This window comes from Chthoniobacterales bacterium (genome assembly GCA_035274845.1).
GTDB lineage: Bacteria > Verrucomicrobiota > Verrucomicrobiia > Chthoniobacterales > UBA10450 > AV80.
On sequence record DATENU010000011.1, the window covers coordinates 155,595 to 172,335 of the forward strand.

Below are 16,741 nucleotides of genomic sequence, written 5' to 3' on the forward strand. Positions count from 1 at the left end.
GAACGGCAACCATCGAGCGCGGAGCGCTCGATCCACCTAGAAAAACTCCGCGATCGCTTCCGCCACGTAGCGCTGGGCATCACGAGTCAATTCGGGATAGATCGGCAGGGCCAGCGTCTCCTGCGCGGCGCGCTCGGTCTCCGGGAAATCTCCTCGACGATATCCGAGGTATTCGAAGCATTTTTGCTCGTGCAGTCCCAGGGGATAATAAATCGCGGTCCCGACTTCCTTCCGCGTCAAATGCTCCCGCAACGCATCCCGGCGCGGTGTATGGATCACATATTGGTGATAGATGTGGTGATTCGTCAGGCCTTGTTTCCGGTACGGTTCCGGCGGAAGCGAGATTTGATTCGTTAGGCCAAGGCGGTCGAATTCCTCGCGGTAAAAATCAGCGACGTCTCGCCGGGCGGCCGACCAGCCATCAAGGAAAGGCAGCTTCACGTTCAGGATAGCGGCCTGGATTTCATCCAGGCGGAAATTGCCTCCGATGAAGTGATGAAAATAACGCGGTTCCATTCCGTGTTGCCGGCACTCCCGCAGGCGTTTCGCAATCGATTCTTCCTGGCAGATCACCATCCCGGCGTCGCCGGCGGCGCCCAGATTCTTCGACGGATAAAAACTGAAATAACCGATCTGGCCCATCGTCCCGGCTTTCGCTTTCCCGCCCCGAAAAGGGTACTCAGCGCCGATGGCCTGGGCGGCGTCCTCGATTACCTCCACCCGGAATCGTTCGGAGATTTCCTGGATGGCGTCCATCTCACAACACAGGCCATAGAGATGCACGGGAACGATGGCGCGTACCTTCTGGCCCTGCGCGGTGCGGAGCGATCCATCGCCGTCACGGTGGCAGCCGGAAAGATAGCGCTCCAGCGCGGCGGGGGAGATATTGCAGGTATCCCGATCGATATCGATGAAGACCGGCGTCGCTCCCACGCGTGCGACGCAGCTGCCGGTGGCAAAGAAGGAGTAGGCGCTGGTGACAACGGCGTCTCCGGGCCCAACCCCGATCGCCATCAGGATCGCCAGAAGCGCATCGGTCCCGGAGGAAACGCCGATGGCGTGGGGCGAACCGCAGTAATCCGCAATCGCTTTCTCAAATGCTTCGAGCCTCGGCCCGAGAATAAACTGCTGGGTGGCAAGGATTTCGTCGATCTCCTTCCGAATCGGATTGGCGAGCGCGGCATATTGGGCGCTGAGATCGAGCAAAGGCACGCGCATGGCTCGGAAAGAATGGCAGTTTCGAGTGACCGTTCAACGGGAAGTTTCGAGACCGTGCAGGCCAATTGACCTCAGAAGGCGACTAAGTTACCATTGAAAGCATGTCGCTGATTCGCGGGCTTTTCTGGCTCGTTCTTTTTGTGTTCTTCACCTTTTGTTTTGTCGTGCTTTTTGAGTACGGAACGCACGACTTTACCTCCGGCTTCCAGAAGGAATTCGAACGGGTCAAGACATTTGCCAAGGAGGCTGCCAAGCCCTCCCCCAAGCCCAAAAAGTAGACCAGCGACCGGGCTACTCCGCGAATTCTACCAGCGGCGCTTTCTCGAGGTAACCGCGTTCATGGGCTACCCGTAGAAATTCGCGGACAGCCTTGCGGCCCGTTTGCCCGTAATCACGGGTGTAATCATTCACGTACATCCCGATGAATTTCCCGGCGAGGCCGGCATCCATATCGCGCGCGTAAGGCATCGAATGCGCCACGGCCTCCTGCCGGTGAGCCAGTCCGTAATCAATGCTCTCGCGCATGATCGCGAGCAAGTCGCGCTGGACCGGAGGCGCGATGTCCTTGCGTAGCACATTGCCACCGAGAGGCAGGGGAAGCCCCGTCTCCCGTTTCCACCATTCGCCCAGATCGACCACTTTTTTGAATCCCGAGCGCGCATACGTCAGTTGGCCTTCGTGAATAATCAAACCCGCGGCGGCTTGTCCGGATTTTACGGCGTCGAAGATTCGATCGAACGGAACAACCGTGTGATCGAAGTCTCCGAGATACAGTTGCAAGGCGAGGTAGGCACTGGTCATTCGGCCCGGGACCGCGATCGTGCGGCCTTTGAGCCAGGCGCGGACCTGATCGTCCGCGGGATCGACGGGAAGCCCTTCGTGATTAACGGCTACCACCATCGGTCCGTAGCCATCGCCCATGCTCGCACCGCAGGGCAAGAGGGCATAACGATCGCTCACATAGGCGAAGGCGTGAATCGAGATGGCCGAGATATGCAGCTCGCCCCGGAGCGCGCGCTCGTTCAACGTCTGAATATCTTCAAGGCGGTGCTCGAAGCGATAACCGCGCAGATCGATTTTGTTTTCGGCCATCGCATAAAACATGAAAGCGTCATCGGGATCGGGTGAGTGGCCCAGGGTGAAAACTTCGCTCGCCATGCGCGCACGGTAGCGGCGCCCGAGCAGCTTCGCAAAATTGAGGGAAGGCATTGCCGTTTGCCTCGCGACCGCCGTTCCGATACCCTGCAAGGGCATGGCGAAGTCAGCTCTCGGCAAAGGTCTCAGCGCATTGATCACCACGCGGCCGCCAGCCGTTCGGCTCGACGCAGCACCGGGCGAGAAGATCCGTCAGGTCAGTCTTGGCAGTATCGTGCCGAGCCCTTTGCAGCCGCGAAAGGATTTCGACCGCGATGCCCTCGCCGAGCTGGTCGACTCCATTCGTCAGCATGGGATCATCCAACCGCTGGTCGTCCGGGAGGTCGCGGGGCGTCATGAATTGATCGCGGGCGAACGACGCTGGCGCGCGGCCCAGGAAGCTGGCCTCACCGAGGCGCCAATCATCACCCGGATCGCGACCGATCTCGAAGTTCTGGAGCTTTCTCTGATCGAAAATCTCCAGCGCGCGGACCTAAACCCGATCGAAGAAGCGCAGGCGTATGCCCGGCTCGCGAATGAATTCGGCATGCGGCAGGAAGACATTGCCCAAAAAGTGGGTCGCAGCCGGGCGGCGGTGACGAATTCGATGCGCCTGCTCGATCTCCACGAGCAAGTGCAGGCATGGGTGACGCAGGGTTTGATTTCGGTGGGTCACGCCAAGGTGTTGCTCGCGTTGAAAGAACCCGAGGAGCAGCGCGCCGTAGCTGAAACCATTCTTCGTCGCAGCGCCACCGTCCGCGCCACCGAGCGACTGGTAGCGCGACAACTCGGGAAGACCTACCCACGACGCAAACGCCAGTCAGCAACGACTGTCAGCTCGGCGGCGATTGACGATCTGCAAAGCCGATTGCAGGAGCATCTCGGCACCCGGGTGACGCTGCATCACGGAGAAAAACGCGGCCGCATCGAGATCGAGTATTATGGAAACGATGATCTGCAACGGCTTCTCGCCGCCCTCGGATTGCCAGAGCAGTAAAGGTGGATCGTGCGCTCCGCGCGCGATATTTCCAAATGGGGCGCCGCGAGTCTCCAATCGGGCGCGGAGCGCCCGATTCACCTTTGTGCTTCTCGCGCTCGCTCTTCTCGCCGCTTGCGATCGCGCCACTTCGCAGTCCCAGCGAAACGCGCATCCAAAAATCTGGGAAGAGTTCTCCGGGGAAAAGGCGCTCGCCCATGTTCAGGCCATGGTCGACTTGGGACCCCGGCCACCGGCCACTGAGGCAATCGAAAAGACGAGAACATACCTGACCAGCCAGCTGGAGTCTTTCGGGTGGAAAGTGGAACGCCAGGGTTTCACAGATCAGACTCCGCGAGGCAGCGTGAGTTTTGTGAATCTGATCGCGACTTTCGGCGGAAAAGATGTTTCGCCCTCCTATCTCGCCTGTTCCCACTACGACACGAAAACATTCGATAATGCCCAGTTTGTCGGCGCAAATGATGGCGGATCCAGCACGGGAGTGCTGCTCGAGCTAGCCCGGGTTCTGGCGCAGCGTCCGGACCTCGCCCGGAAAGTGGAGCTGGTTTTTTTTGACGGCGAAGAAGCGTACGAAGCGTTCACCGAGACGGACGGCCTCTACGGCAGCCGTCATTTCGCGAAAGACCTTGCCGCCCAGAACCGGGCCAGGACGTTCCGAGGAGGAATCCTGTTCGACATGGTGGGGGACCGATCGCTCAAGATAACGCTGCCTCCGGATTCTCCCGTCGAGATCGCACGGGATATCTTCGCTTCAGCGGACGCCTTGAACCTGCGAAAGCATTTCACCTACTTCGACCGCGATGTGATGGACGACCACACGCCTTTGAACGCCATTGGCATTCCCGTGATCGATTTGATCGATTTCGACTTTGCAGCGTGGCACACGCCGGCGGACACCATGGACAAAATCAGCGCGGAAAGCCTCCGCATCACAGGTGCAGTCGCCTGTTACTATCTGGCTGAATTTGCCCTGAAATGAGCCGGGTTTTCATGACGACGTGGGTTGAACTTCGGCATTGCTTCTCAGGCGATTTGCCGTGATTTTCAGCGGTCGCCGGTAAATCTGCGACGTAATCAGTTCAGGAAATGTCCCTTCGCACACGAAAGAATATTGGAGTGGTCGGCCTTGGCATCATTGGCCAGCGGGTCGTCGACAATCTCCGCGAACACGGGTTCCACGTTTTTGTCTGGAACCGCACCCCGCGCCCGGTGCCGAATTTTGTCGGATCGCCCGCCGAAGTGGCTGAGCTTTGCGATTTCATCCAGATTTTCGTGTCGGATGACGACGCGTTGCTTCAGATGGTGCAACGAATGACGCCCAATCTGACCGCGCATCATATTGTCATGGCGCATTGCACGGTGTCGCCGGACACGATGCGGGCCGCGGCCGAGATCGTGGAACGCCGTGGCGGGCAATTACTCGATTGCCCTTTTACCGGAAGCAAGAACGCCGCGGAAAAAGGCGAGCTGGTTTATTACGTCGGCGGCGATGAGGCGGCCCTGCGCCAGGCGCGTCCGGTTTTGGAAGCGAGCAGCAAGGAGATCATCGAAATCGGCAAAGTGGGTGACGCGACCACGGTGAAAGTCGCGACGAACATGATCACGGCCGCCAGCGTCCAGGCGGCCGCGGAAGCGCTGGCCCTTGTCGTGAGATCAGGCCTCCCGATGGAAAAGTTCGAAGTGGCGATGCGAAACAACGGCAGCTTTTCGGCGACCCTCGATATGAAGCTGCCCATGATGATGCAGGGCAACTTCGAGCCTCATTTTTCAGTGAAGCACATGCTCAAGGATGTCGTCATCGCGACCCGACTGGCTCGCGGATTTGGGATCGAGTTCGGCGCTACTGATGCTTCGCGACATGGCTTAACCGAAGAACTGCGCCAGGGGCGGGGTGACGACGATTATTCGTCGCTCTTTCGCCAGTATTTTCCGGCGGGAAGTCCGCCCGGCCAGACTAACGGTGAGGACGATCAGCCTCGTCTGGTCGGCATCGATCAGACGCAGCCGGCTGTCCCGGAAAAGATTCCCGAAGCAGTGGAGACAAAAGCGGAAGTTCCATCCGAGGCCAAGGCGATGGGCGAGGTGGTCCCAGCTCCCGCGGCCGTTGAAGCTCCAGGGGAGGCAACGGCCGAACCAGAAGCGGCTGCACCCGCCAGCGAGGCGGCGGCTCCGAGTGAAAGCAAAGACGCGGCGCCATCGCCAGCTCCTGTTTCGCCAGCGCCGGCGCCGGCGCCGGCGGAAAAACCGGCCGCCAGTGCCGAAATTAAGTCCACCGAGTCCACCGAAACCAAGCCCGCAGAAGCTCCCATTCTTACTTTCCCGGCACCCCTGAAGGAAGGGGACGAGCCCGAGCCACGGGGATTGTGGGGAGGCTTTTGGCGGCGACGGACGGACGATTGAGTTCGTCCGAAGCGTCCAGCATGACGCCATCTCCCAAGGCCAGGCGCGGCATTTTCCTGGACTGCTCGAGCCGCGCGAAGTTGCGGATTGCCGGCGCCGACGCCGTCCGTTTTCTGAATGGGCAAATTAGCAACGATTTGCGGAAAGCCTCCGCCGATGCCGCCCTGCAAGCGTCGATCCTGAATGCGAAGGGAAAGTTGAATGGTCATGTTTACCTCTCGGCGGACGGCGATGCGTTTTTCCTCGACGCCGATTCCGAGCTTCGCGAAGCGCTCCTGGCCCGGCTGGACCGGTATATTATTGCCGACGACGTCCAACTCGAGGATGTGACCGATCGATACACGATTTTTCACGTTGAAGGCGAACCGCCGCCGCTTATTACGCGGCCGGCAAGAACCATTCTCGCCACGCGCTTTGGCTGGCTCGGTCGGGACCTTTGGTTCGAGAGTGCCGAGGCGGAAAAAGTTCGTGGCGAACTGGCGGACAGCTTCGCCTTTTGTGACGATGCTTGTGCCGAAGTTCTGCGAATCGAACAGGGGATTCCGCGTTGGGGCCGGGAATTGACGGACGAAATCATCCCGCTGGAGGCGAATTTGGAGGCGACCTCGATCGACTACCACAAGGGTTGCTATATCGGGCAGGAAGTAATTTCCCGAATGAAGATGTCGGGCCAAACCAACAAACGGTTGTGCGGTTTGATTTCCGTTTCCGGAGAGCCGCTTGGCCCGGATTTGCGTCTCGTGGCTGGCACCGACGAGCGCAAGGAAGCCGGCTGGATTACCAGCGCCACCCGGAGCCCCCGGTTGGAAAAGGAAATCGCCCTTGGCTATGTGAAGCGCGGTTATTTTTCGGAGGGCACCCGGCTTTACGCGGCCAAGGCCGGCGAGTCCGATGGAAATGCCGATGTAATGGTCGAGGTTGTCTCGCTCCCGTTTGTTTAGATTATGGCTGGAATTATTTTGAAGAATCTCTCGGTTGCTCGGACCAGCCTCGCTCCGGAGAGCGGGCTTCATCTCGAGATTGGCGACCGGGAATTTGTGGTTCTCACGGGACCGCGTGGCTCTGGGATTTCCACCATTCTGCGGATGATCGCGGGCTTGGAACCGTCGCAAGGGGAGACTTTGGTCGATGGCCGTCCGCTCAACGGGATTCCGCCGAAAGACCGGGATGTTGCGCTCGTTTCGAAAGACTACGCGCCTTACCCGCGGATGTCGGTCTTCGACAACCTGGCTCTCGGATTGCGACGCCGGAAATTTTCCGCGGCCGAAATTAAGAAACGCATTCTGGATGTGGCGGAAATACTCGGGTTGCAGGCGTTGCTTGATCGCGATGCCGATTCGCTGGGTCAGGAGGAACGGCAGCGCGTCGCTCTGGCCCGGGCGATGGTGCTTCAACCGAAGACGTTCCTTTTTGATGAGCCGTTCTCAAGTCTTGGGACCGAGGTGCGGCTTCGCGGACGAGCGGAAATCAAAAGGCTCCACCAGCGTTTGCCCGCGACAATCGTTTACGCGACCCACGATCCGGTTGACGCAATGGCAATGGGGTCTCGGACCGTGGTAATCAATCGCGGGATGGTGCAACAGGATGGGAGCGCCGAGTCGATTTACGAGCAGCCGGCGAACCTATTTGTGGCTGGATTCGTCGGGAACCCGCCGATGAATCTGGTTCACGGGACGCTGAAGCAGGATCGCGATTCTCTTCTCTTTTCGGAAGCGGGGGATGGCACAATCGAAGTGCGCCTGCCGGGTTCTCGATTTCCAGAAGCGCGAGACTTTGCGGGCAAGCCAATCGTTCTGGGGGTCCGTCCGGAAGACCTCGAGCTTTGCGCTCTGGCGGCTGGCACTGGGCCGGTTGAGCGCGCGTCGACCCGCTTCCGGGCCTTGGTGGATCGGGTTGAGCCCGGGGGAGCCGAGACGACCCTTCATCTTCAGACCGGGGCTCATGGGTTGGTTTGCCGGACTCGCCGGGGAATGGAGAGGCGTGAGGGCGGGTTTCGAGCCCAATTCGAGATCAAAGTGGAAAAAACGCACCTTTTTGACGCAGAATCCGGAGGCCGGATTATGCAAGAAACGTAATTTCCTTCCCCCCTGAATCTTGTGAAAAGTTTGTTGTTGCCTTTCCAAGGCCCCTGCGGGTAATCTCGGTCGACTTTAGGTCGACCTTAAGGTTGGCCTTACCTATAGAGGAGCCCTAGTGAACCAACAATTACTTTCCGAAATCGGCCGTACCCAACGGTTAGAAATTCTCAACACCCTCAAGCGCACCAAAGGCCTTTCCGTCAACGAGCTCGTTGGACGGATGAAGATGAGCTACATGGGCATCAAACAACATTGCCTTACCCTCGAGCGGGATGGATATCTCGATACTTGGCGACGCCCACAAAAAATGGGCCGCCCGGAAATGGTTTATCGTCTGACCCGGCGGACCCACGATTTGTTCCCCTGCGACAGCAATGACTTTACTTTGGAGCTGCTGAAATCGATTAAGGAGGTTTACGGCCCGAATGGGCCGGAAAAGATGCTGTTCAACGTTTTCGAGCGCAAAACGGCAGCGGTGAAGGCGAAAGCAAAAGGCGAAACCGTCGTGGAGCGTGCGAAGTGGCTCGCGTCCCAACGGGAAAAGGAAGGATATATGTCGCAATTTGTCGCCGACGAAAAAGAAGGCGGCCCCCAGATCCTTGAGTGCCATTCTCCGATCCTAAACCTGCTCGATCAATATCCGATCATTGGACGTCTCGAGCACGACCTTTTCGCGGCCGTTTTAGGGACGGAAGTGCGACGCGAAGAAACCCGCACCTCCGGTCTGTACGAGTGCGCGTTTTACTTTGCGGTTTGAGTTAGTTCTTTCCTTCGCCCCCGCAGAATTTCGCTTTCGTATCAGGCGAATTTCGGTTGATTGATGGCCCCATGCTCCGGCCTTTTCCGACCGCTGTTATTGAGAATCTGCAACCGCTCGTCGATGGCGGGCGCTACATGGTGAAGCGGGTCGTGGGTGACGATCTGGTGGTGGAAGCCGATGTTTTCCAGGACGGTCACGACGTGGTCGCGGCGGCCTTGAAATGGCGTCAGCTGGGTGAGACGCAATGGCACGAGACGCCCATGGCCCACGTCGACAATGATCGTTGGCGAGGCGTTTGCACCCTCTACGAAAATTCGATCTACGAATACACCGTCGAAGCCTGGACCGACACGTTCCGCGGCTGGCAGCACGAGTTTTCCAAGAAGTTCGAAGCGGGCCTGGCGAATTTGTCGAGCGAGACATTAGAAGGGGCGGCATTGCTGGATGGGGCAGCGGACCGCGCGGATGATCAGGCGGATGCAGCTCGGCTTCGCGAACTTGGGGAGGCCATCCGAGCGGGGCAGCCGGCTGATGTCAATGCGATCGCTCATTCGGGGGAGCTCGATGTTTTGATGGCAACCTATCCGGACCGGGCCAGCGCCACCCAATATGGCCCCGCACCACGCGTCGTGGTCGATCGCAAGGAAGCGAGAACCGCGGCCTGGTACGAGTTTTTTCCGCGCTCGGCCGAAGGCCGTGCCGATCGAGGCTCCACTTTTCGCGATGCCATTCCCCGCGTAGACGACGCCAGGGCAATGGGGTTCGACGTGATTTATTTCCCGCCGATCCATCCGATCGGCCAGACCAATCGGAAGGGTCGCAACAATTCTGTCACTTGCGAACCGGGTGAGCCCGGGGTGCCCTACGCGATCGGCAGCGAGTGGGGCGGTCATAAGGCGATCGAACCGGCCCTCGGTACCTTTGAGGATTTCGCCTGGCTGGAGAATGAAATCCGCAGTCGCGGAATGGAGATCGCACTCGATTTTGCGATCAATTGCTCCCCTGATCACCCCTACGTGAGGGAACATCCCGAATGGTTTTACAAGCGGCCGGACGGGACGATCAAGTATGCCGAAAATCCTCCGAAGAAATACCAGGACATCTATCCGCTGAATTTTCGCTGCCAAAACTGGCGCGCGCTCTGGGAAGAGATGAAGAGCATTATTCTCTTCTGGGCCGAACGCGGGGTGCGGATCTTTCGAGTGGATAATCCCCACACCAAGCCGGTCGCGTTTTGGGAATTCCTCATTTCCGGAGTCCGGGCGAAGTATCCGGACGTGATCTTTCTGTCCGAGGCTTTCACGAAACCGAAGATGATGAAGGCGCTGGCCAAGGCCGGTTTTACCCAGAGCTACACCTACTTCACGTGGCGGACCGCCAAAGCCGAGTTGGTCGAATATTTCACCGAACTCACGCAGACCGGGATGCGGGAATATTTTCGCGGCAATCTCTGGCCAAACACGCCTGACATTCTGCCGTTTCATTTGCAGGAGGGTGGCCGGCCTTCCTTCCTGATTCGCTCGGTCCTGGCGGCGACGTTGTCGAGTGTCTACGGCATCTACAGCGGTTTCGAGTTATGCGAGAACGAAGCGCTGCCGGGCCGAGAGGAATATCTCGATTCGGAAAAATACCAATGGAAAGCCCGTGATTGGGACGCGCCGGGTAATATCAAGGATTGGATCGCGCGCCTGAACCGCATCCGGAAAGAAAACCGGGCCTTGCAGTTATACGATAACCTCAAGTTCTACTGGGCCGAGAACGACGCCATTCTCTGTTACGGAAAGATGACGGCGGCGCGTGATAACATCATTCTGGTGGTGGTGAATCTCGATCCCACCCAGTCGCAGAATTCCTATGTTCACGTTCCGCTGGGGGACTTCGGGCCGATGGATGCTGACGTTTATCAGGTGCACGATCTTCTCACGGACGCCCGTTATCTTTGGCGGGGGGAGCGAAATTACGTCGAGCTTCATCCACAGCATCCGGCCCACATTTTCCGGGTGCGCCGGTGGCTGGCGGGGGAAAAGTTTGTTTGAACGCCGCCGGTGGCGGGGCGGTCATTGGAAGCTGACCCTAATTTGCATCTGGTCTCCTCGCCGCCTATCCTAACAGCACTTTCGGAATGAATAATCTCTTCGCGCTGTTTGCGGGCGCACTGCCTTTTCTGGCACAGACTCCGGCCCCGTTGGCTCCTGATATGCCGCGCACGAAGTCCATTCTGGACACCCTCATTGCCGCGGGACCGGTCATTATTCCGCTGTTCATCCTCTCCATCATCTTTGTCATGCTGGTGGTGGTGTATCTTCTTACCATTCGTCGGGGCTCGGTGGTCTCCAGCGGTTTTATGGCCACTGCCGACGCGTTGCTTCGAAAGCGCGATTACCTGGGATTGCTCGCGGTTTCCAATCGTCACGGCGAAGCGATCGCGCGGGTTGTGCAAAAGATGCTCGATTTCACCACCAAGAATCCGAGCGCCGATTTCGCGCAAGTTCGGGAAATCGCGGAGACAGAGGGCACGCGCGTCGCCTCGAGTCTGAACAATCGAGTTATTTATCTGGCGGATATCGGCATGATCGCGCCGATGCTGGGATTACTTGGAACGGTCTTCGGCATTATCAAGTCGTTCGGCGCGCTGGGCTCCGACCTTGGTACCGCCCGTTACGCGCTGCTCTCGAGCGGCGTGAGCCAGGCGCTGATCAATACCGCGGCTGGGCTGGCCATCGGCATTCCCGCGATGATTTTCTACGCCTACTTCCGGGGGCGCGTACAAAGGATCATTTCGGAGTTGGAATCGGCCGTGACCCATATCCTGGCGCTGCTTTCCTTGCAGTACAACAAGCGGACCCCGGAACGTGCGCCGGTCCTGCTCGAAGATGAATTCTAAAGGGATGCGGGATTCGGGATCCGCGATGCGGGATGATATGGCACCCGACACGTGAGCTATCGAGATCTTGAGATTTGGAAACTGGCCCGGGACGCCGCGGTTGCCGTCCATCGGATGACGATTCGGGATCTGCCGAAATTCGAGATGTACGAAGAAGGGAGCCAGATTCGGCGCTCGGTGAAATCGATCCGCTCGAATATCGTCGAAGGTTACGGGCGGCGTCGTTACAAACAGGAATTCATTCGCTTTCTCGTCTTCGCCCACGCGTCTTGCGACGAGACCATCGACCATCTGGAAGGGCTCTCTGAAACCGAATCGTTGACGAACGAAACGACCTACCAGGATTTACAAGCACGGCTCGATCTCCTCGGTCGGAAGCTGAACGTGTTCATCGAAGGCGTGGAGCGCGAGCATCGTACGCCCACCTCGCATCCCGCATCCCGAATCCCGCATCCCACTTCATGAACTTGCGCCGGCACGCCACTCCGCAGCATCCCGGGATCCAGCTCGCGCCGCTCGTCGACGTTCTTCTCCTCCTGCTGATCTTTTTTCTCATGACCTGGAATGCGGCCCGGAATGAGAATGAGCTCGACGTTAAAATCCCAAAGGCGTCGTCCGCAAAGGAAAAAGCGACGCCGATCGGCGATGTCGTTGTGAATGTGAAAGCAGACGGCAACGTGGTCGTTAATCGGCGCACCCTGACCGCGGCTGAGCTTGGCGATATGCTCAGGAACCTGGTGCAACTTTATCCCGACCAGGCGGTCGTCATTCGGGGAGATGAGACCGGCGCCTACAAGAACGTGGTGGGCGTTCTCAATATTTGCAGCGAAGCCGGCGTGACTAACGTGGCTTTCGCCACGGCAAAATGAAAATCCGGTGGGGCGCCGTTGGCCTGGTCCAGGCGGCGCTGATTTTGTTAGTGGCTTCGTTTGCGCTCGCGCAGCAACGAACGCCGGAAGTGCGCCGCGCCCAGCCAGTGGCAGAACCGCCCGCTCCCAGGGCTGTCCCGCTCGATACGCCGACTTCGTCATCGTCGGTCAAGCCTCGTCGGAGTCCGCCAGAACCGAACGTCGCTCCAAAGCCGGCTACTACCGAAGCGAATCCTCCTTCCACCGAACCGGCATCGGAAACCGACGCGTCGGACCGCCGGCAGCTGGAGTACGCCAACGGTCTTTTTTCTCGGAAGCTCTACGATCTGGCCGCGCCGGAGTACGAAAAGTACCTCGGCCAATATCCCGGCGCTCCGGGTCGGGCCAGCGCTTACTTCTATCTTGCGGAATGTTATCGCGCCCTCAATCGAAGCAGCGCGGCGCGAACCAGTTTCCAAAGCGTCCTGGATAATTACGGCGAAAGTGAGTTTGCCGGCCCGGCCTCGTATGGGGTCGCGGAAATTCTTTTCAACCAAAAGGATTATGCGGGAGCTCTTCCGCATTTCCATCGAGCGGCGGCGAGATCCAAGGAGCCTGCGCTGGCTTTATCGGCCCGCTATTTTGAGGCGCGCTGCCTGGAAAACACCGACCGGAAAGACGAAGCCCAGAATCTTTATCAGCAGGTCGCCGAAGCGAAAAATCCCAATCCTTATCGGGATGACGCGCGCCTCGCGGCGGGCAGCATCGCGCTGGCCCGCGGCCGAAAAGCGGACGCGTTCAGGAATTACGAAGCGCTCGCCAACGAAACGTCAAAGCCGGCTCTCAAGGCCGAAGCGACCGTCAGGGCCGGAATGGTGGCGATCGATCTCCAGCAGACGGAGAAGGGCAAGACCGACAAGACGATGGCCGAAAAGGCGCTCAGTTTGTTGCAGAAAGGGCGGTCGCTCCCGGAAGCCGGCAAATGGCGTGCGATCGCCGAAGTCGGGCTCCTGCGACTGCAATACCAGGCCGGTCAGTACGACAAGGTCTTGGCGGAATACAAACGCGGCCAGAACGAAATCCCCGAAGAAGTCAGAGCGGAAATGATGATCATCGTGGGGAACAGCCACCGCCAGCTCGGGCACGCGAAAGAAGCGGATGAGATTTATCGCCAGATCATCGCGAAATATCCGGACAAGGAAGAAGCGAAGGACGCGCAATACCAGCGCTTGATCAACTTCTACAACACGAATTCGACGTCGCTCCTTTCCGAAATCGACGCGTATCTCAATTCGAACCCTGCGCCGGAGCGAGCCGACCAGGCAAAGCTCCTGAAAGCCGAATACTTTTACAAGGAACAGAAGTTTGCCGAGGCCGCTCCGCTCTACGCCGAGCTGCGCGATTCCCATCTCTCGCCAAAGCTGCGGGCTGAGGCTGCCTACAAACTTGGCTGGTGTTATGTGCAGCTAAAGGACGGGGAGCACGTCATCGAGGCGTTCGACTATTTCGTGGGAAATTTTTCGGACAGCCCGCAGATGCCTTCCGTTCTAACCCAGCGCGCCCTGGCTCATCAGGCGAATAAGAACTACGACTCGGCGATCGGGGACTTGAACACGCTCCTGGCCCGGTATCCTGCTGCGAAGGAGCGGGAAGCAGCTCTCCAGCAAAAGGCCCTGATTCTCGGACAGCAGGAAAACGCGAAAGGAATGTCCGACGCGTTTCGCCAGCTGCTGAAAGAGTTCCCCAAGAGCTCGGTCGCGGCGCAGGCCAATTACTACATTGGGAAAGCCGCCTTCGAAGCGAAGGATTACAAAGGATCCTTGGCGCCGCTCGACGCCGCCCGGCAGCTGAACAAGGACCAGTATTACAATCTGGCCACGCTTCGAATTGTCTCCGCCTATTTTTATCTGAAAGATCGCGCGGCCCTGACGAAGGAAGTGGACGGGTTCCTGGTGGGCAGTCCAAGCGCCCGAATCCCGGCGGAAATTCTCGAATGGCTTGGGCTCGAGTACTACAACGAGAAGAATTACGCAGCGGCGGAGAAATATCTCAACCTTCTCGGTCAGAGCGAGTCCCTCGGAAATGTGAAACCGGATTTCTGGTTCTATCTCGCCGATGCGGAAACGAAGCTAAAGAATGTCGCCCAGGCGGAAGCCGCCTACGAAAAATATCTCCAGGTCGCGACCGATCCCGCGGCCAAGGCGAAGACCTTGCTGGCCCTGGGGGCCACCAAGATCGCCGCGCACAAGCCAGATGACGCCCAGAAAATCGCCGAGGAAATAATGAGATTGCAGCCGGAAGGGCGGGTGAATGCGGAAGCTCGTTTGCTGGCCGGCGACGTCCAGGTTGAGCGCCAGAATTTCGACGAAGCGGGCAAGGCCTTTATGGGAGTCGCCTTGCTTTACGACGATCCCGCGGTTACTCCGCGGGCCTTGCAAAAGGCCGCGTTTGCCTACGAAAAGGCGGGCCGGAAAGAAGAAGCCGATCGTGTGGCGAAACAACTGCGCGAAAAGTATCCCGATTTTGCCGGCGGTTAATCTGGGACGCGCAGCTATCCGGAATTAGACGATCGATAGTAATTCGGTCGGAAGTCCGGAGAGAAATTGGCTCGCGTCGTCGATTTGCAAGACCGGTTTCGCCAAATGAGCCGCGAGAAAACTCGCGTCGGGCGTCGGCGCGATCCCGGCTTGCGCGACGATTTCAGCATCCGCCAGCTGCTCGATGACTCGCGTAACGTTCCGGAGGAGATTTTTATTGTCCGTGAATTGGACCGTAGCAATTCCTCCCGCGGTTGCTTCGACATACGGCGCGAGCGTCCCCGCCAAATGGAGCAAAATGTCCTGGACTACCTTTTCCTGGGAAGGCAGCCGGATTCTGACCTGAAGCTGAAGACAGCGAGCCAAACCCTGGCTCGGCGTCATGCCGCGATGCACGCCGGTTTCTTCGGCCGCGGCGTTGAGTTGAATAATCGCGGCTTTTTTTTCCTGGTCGTCAATTAACGCGACAGGCTGGTCGCGCAACTCAGCCTGGTGACGCAACGCGGCTTGCAGGTGAAAATCGGGAACATAAATCGTGGCAAACATCAGCCCGTCCTCGCCATGACCTGCTTTCCGCCCTGCGCCCGTTTCACCCGAATTTGGAGACGCGCCGTCAGGCAGTCTTGTTCCAGATCGGCGAGCTGCCAGGCGTTATGGAGAGAAAGCTTTAATTGCGCGCTGTTGATAAGACTCGTGCGAGTAAGAACGAGGAAGGCAGCCGGCGCGGCTTCCACCAGGCGTTGCAGCCGATACCAGCTCGTTTGCGGGATCTTGCGCAGCTCCTCGGAAGCATTCAGGACCAGATCGAGCACCACGAGCGGGAAATTGCCGTCGCGCAGAAGTAAATCGGCGGCTTGGACGGCTTCGAAGGCGGTTCGGCACCGGACCCAAAGCAGATGGCCCAAACGGGCATTATCAAGAGATTGGGGATCGAATGAATCTTTCCCATCCACCAGCGCGAGAAAACAACCGGTGCGGTGGGCATTTTGTAAAAGCGCGTAAAGCAATAGCGCGCTCCCCCCGCTTGGATTGGGACTGCTCAGCTCCGTAATGGCATTTTTCGGTAATCCGCCGCCGATGGAATCATCGATCGCTGGCACTCCAGTCGGAAGACAATCAACGGTGGGAGCGAATGTCTGGGGAAAGCGTTCTGCCAGGAGCTTTCGAAGATCGATAATGCTCGTGGCCATGCCCGAGAATGGCATAGCCGCGAGATATGTTCAACTGAACAGTCAGAGCTGAGGTCTTATCCGCGTTTTCGCCGCGCCGCCGGCATCTGCTTCCGGATCAACGACACCATTACTCCCTGGATTCGCAGTTCCCGGGCCGGGACCAGGTTCGGATAGAGCGGGTTCTCCGCTTTCAGATAAGGCCGTCCGTGTTCCATCACGTATCGCTTCAGCGTCGTCTCGCCATCGATCAACGCGGCCACGATATCGCCGTTCTGGGCATCTTTCCGGTCCTCGAGAATCACCATGTCGCCATCGAGGATGTGGGCGTCGATCATCGAGTCGCCGCGGACGCGGAGCGCGAACGTCTTCCCGTTCTTCGAAACGTTCGCCGAATGGCTGTCGAGGGAGACATGGCCTTCGACCGTCTGCTCGGTCAGCGTCGCCATCCCGGCCGGGATTTGCCCGTAGATCGGGATGTCCGTGATCCGCACTTTCTGCACCGGAGTGATAAGCGCCCGCGCCTTGCGCGCGTGACGGTTCAGAAAGCCCTTCCGCTCGAGCGTGTCGAGGTATTGCATGACCGAGGTTTGGCTCGCGAAACCGAAATGCTGTTGGATCTCGCGCGTGCTCGGCGTGATCCCTTTTTCTCGCTGTTCCGACTGGATAAAATCGAGAACACCTTGCTGTCTCTGGGTCAGCATGTCTCCATCATC

17 protein-coding genes are annotated in these 16,741 nt (G+C 58.5%); 12 read left to right on the forward strand and 5 right to left on the reverse strand.

Going from position 1 to position 16,741, the window contains the following annotated elements:
- Window positions 1–36 precede the first annotated feature (36 nt).
- Window positions 37–1,218 carry a DegT/DnrJ/EryC1/StrS family aminotransferase gene (locus VJU77_07265; GenBank protein ID HKP03153.1) on the reverse strand — a complete coding sequence of 394 codons (1,182 nt, stop codon included), beginning with the start codon at window positions 1,216–1,218 and terminating at the stop codon, window positions 37–39.
- Between the two features lie 101 nt (window positions 1,219–1,319).
- On the opposite strand from VJU77_07265, the gene VJU77_07270 reads away from it, so the two are divergent.
- Window positions 1,320–1,496 (forward strand): hypothetical protein, encoded by a 177-nt coding sequence (locus VJU77_07270; protein HKP03154.1) that lies wholly within the window; start codon window positions 1,320–1,322, stop codon window positions 1,494–1,496.
- 13 nt (window positions 1,497–1,509) lie between these two features.
- Here the strand turns inward: VJU77_07270 and VJU77_07275 are convergent, their stop codons facing one another.
- Window positions 1,510–2,427 (reverse strand): MqnA/MqnD/SBP family protein, encoded by a 918-nt coding sequence (locus tag VJU77_07275; protein ID HKP03155.1) that lies wholly within the window; start codon window positions 2,425–2,427, stop codon window positions 1,510–1,512.
- A 43-nt stretch (window positions 2,428–2,470) separates the two neighbouring features.
- Between VJU77_07275 and VJU77_07280 the strand changes: the two genes are divergently transcribed.
- The 11 genes from VJU77_07280 (at window position 2,471) to VJU77_07330 (ending at window position 14,856) form a co-directional block, all read left to right on the forward strand.
- The gene (locus VJU77_07280; protein ID HKP03156.1) at window positions 2,471–3,349 is read left to right on the forward strand and encodes a ParB/RepB/Spo0J family partition protein; all 879 of its coding nucleotides are present in this window, start codon (window positions 2,471–2,473) and stop codon (window positions 3,347–3,349) included.
- 85 nt (window positions 3,350–3,434) lie between these two features.
- On the forward strand, window positions 3,435–4,328 hold the full coding sequence (locus VJU77_07285; protein ID HKP03157.1) for a M28 family metallopeptidase: 894 nt from the start codon (window positions 3,435–3,437) through the stop codon (window positions 4,326–4,328).
- Between the two features lie 107 nt (window positions 4,329–4,435).
- Complete coding sequence (locus VJU77_07290; GenBank protein ID HKP03158.1) at window positions 4,436–5,749, forward strand: NAD(P)-dependent oxidoreductase; 1,314 nt, start codon at window positions 4,436–4,438, stop codon at window positions 5,747–5,749.
- 20 nt (window positions 5,750–5,769) lie between these two features.
- Window positions 5,770–6,690: a glycine cleavage T C-terminal barrel domain-containing protein gene (locus VJU77_07295; GenBank protein HKP03159.1), complete on the forward strand. Its 921-nt coding sequence runs from the start codon at window positions 5,770–5,772 to the stop codon at window positions 6,688–6,690.
- Window positions 6,691–6,693: 3 nt separating this feature from the next.
- Complete coding sequence (locus tag VJU77_07300) at window positions 6,694–7,824, forward strand: ABC transporter ATP-binding protein (protein ID HKP03160.1); 1,131 nt, start codon at window positions 6,694–6,696, stop codon at window positions 7,822–7,824.
- A gap of 118 nt (window positions 7,825–7,942) precedes the next feature.
- Complete coding sequence (locus tag VJU77_07305) at window positions 7,943–8,584, forward strand: hypothetical protein (GenBank protein HKP03161.1); 642 nt, start codon at window positions 7,943–7,945, stop codon at window positions 8,582–8,584.
- A gap of 71 nt (window positions 8,585–8,655) precedes the next feature.
- Window positions 8,656–10,623 carry an alpha-1,4-glucan--maltose-1-phosphate maltosyltransferase gene (locus VJU77_07310; protein HKP03162.1) on the forward strand — a complete coding sequence of 656 codons (1,968 nt, stop codon included), beginning with the start codon at window positions 8,656–8,658 and terminating at the stop codon, window positions 10,621–10,623.
- Between the two features lie 86 nt (window positions 10,624–10,709).
- The gene (locus VJU77_07315; protein HKP03163.1) at window positions 10,710–11,471 is read left to right on the forward strand and encodes a MotA/TolQ/ExbB proton channel family protein; all 762 of its coding nucleotides are present in this window, start codon (window positions 10,710–10,712) and stop codon (window positions 11,469–11,471) included.
- 51 nt (window positions 11,472–11,522) lie between these two features.
- A complete protein-coding gene (locus tag VJU77_07320) occupies window positions 11,523–11,936 on the forward strand; it encodes a four helix bundle protein (protein ID HKP03164.1) in 414 nt (137 codons plus the stop codon).
- Entirely contained in the window at window positions 11,933–12,340 is a 408-nt protein-coding gene (locus VJU77_07325; protein HKP03165.1) for a biopolymer transporter ExbD, read from the forward strand. Before VJU77_07320 ends, VJU77_07325 begins: the two co-directional genes overlap by 4 nt.
- A complete protein-coding gene (locus VJU77_07330; protein HKP03166.1) occupies window positions 12,337–14,856 on the forward strand; it encodes a tetratricopeptide repeat protein in 2,520 nt (839 codons plus the stop codon). The genes VJU77_07325 and VJU77_07330 overlap by 4 nt, the downstream gene beginning before the upstream one ends.
- A gap of 24 nt (window positions 14,857–14,880) precedes the next feature.
- Here the strand turns inward: VJU77_07330 and VJU77_07335 are convergent, their stop codons facing one another.
- Genes VJU77_07335 through lexA form a run of 3 tightly spaced genes read right to left on the reverse strand, consistent with a single transcriptional unit; the run spans window position 14,881 to window position 16,729 of the window.
- Window positions 14,881–15,402 carry a hypothetical protein gene (locus tag VJU77_07335; GenBank protein HKP03167.1) on the reverse strand — a complete coding sequence of 174 codons (522 nt, stop codon included), beginning with the start codon at window positions 15,400–15,402 and terminating at the stop codon, window positions 14,881–14,883.
- Window positions 15,402–16,061 carry a hypothetical protein gene (locus tag VJU77_07340; GenBank protein HKP03168.1) on the reverse strand — a complete coding sequence of 220 codons (660 nt, stop codon included), beginning with the start codon at window positions 16,059–16,061 and terminating at the stop codon, window positions 15,402–15,404. Before VJU77_07340 ends, VJU77_07335 begins: the two co-directional genes overlap by 1 nt.
- 41 nt (window positions 16,062–16,102) lie before the next feature.
- Window positions 16,103–16,729 carry a transcriptional repressor LexA gene (lexA, locus tag VJU77_07345; protein ID HKP03169.1) on the reverse strand — a complete coding sequence of 209 codons (627 nt, stop codon included), beginning with the start codon at window positions 16,727–16,729 and terminating at the stop codon, window positions 16,103–16,105.
- Window positions 16,730–16,741 lie beyond the last annotated feature (12 nt).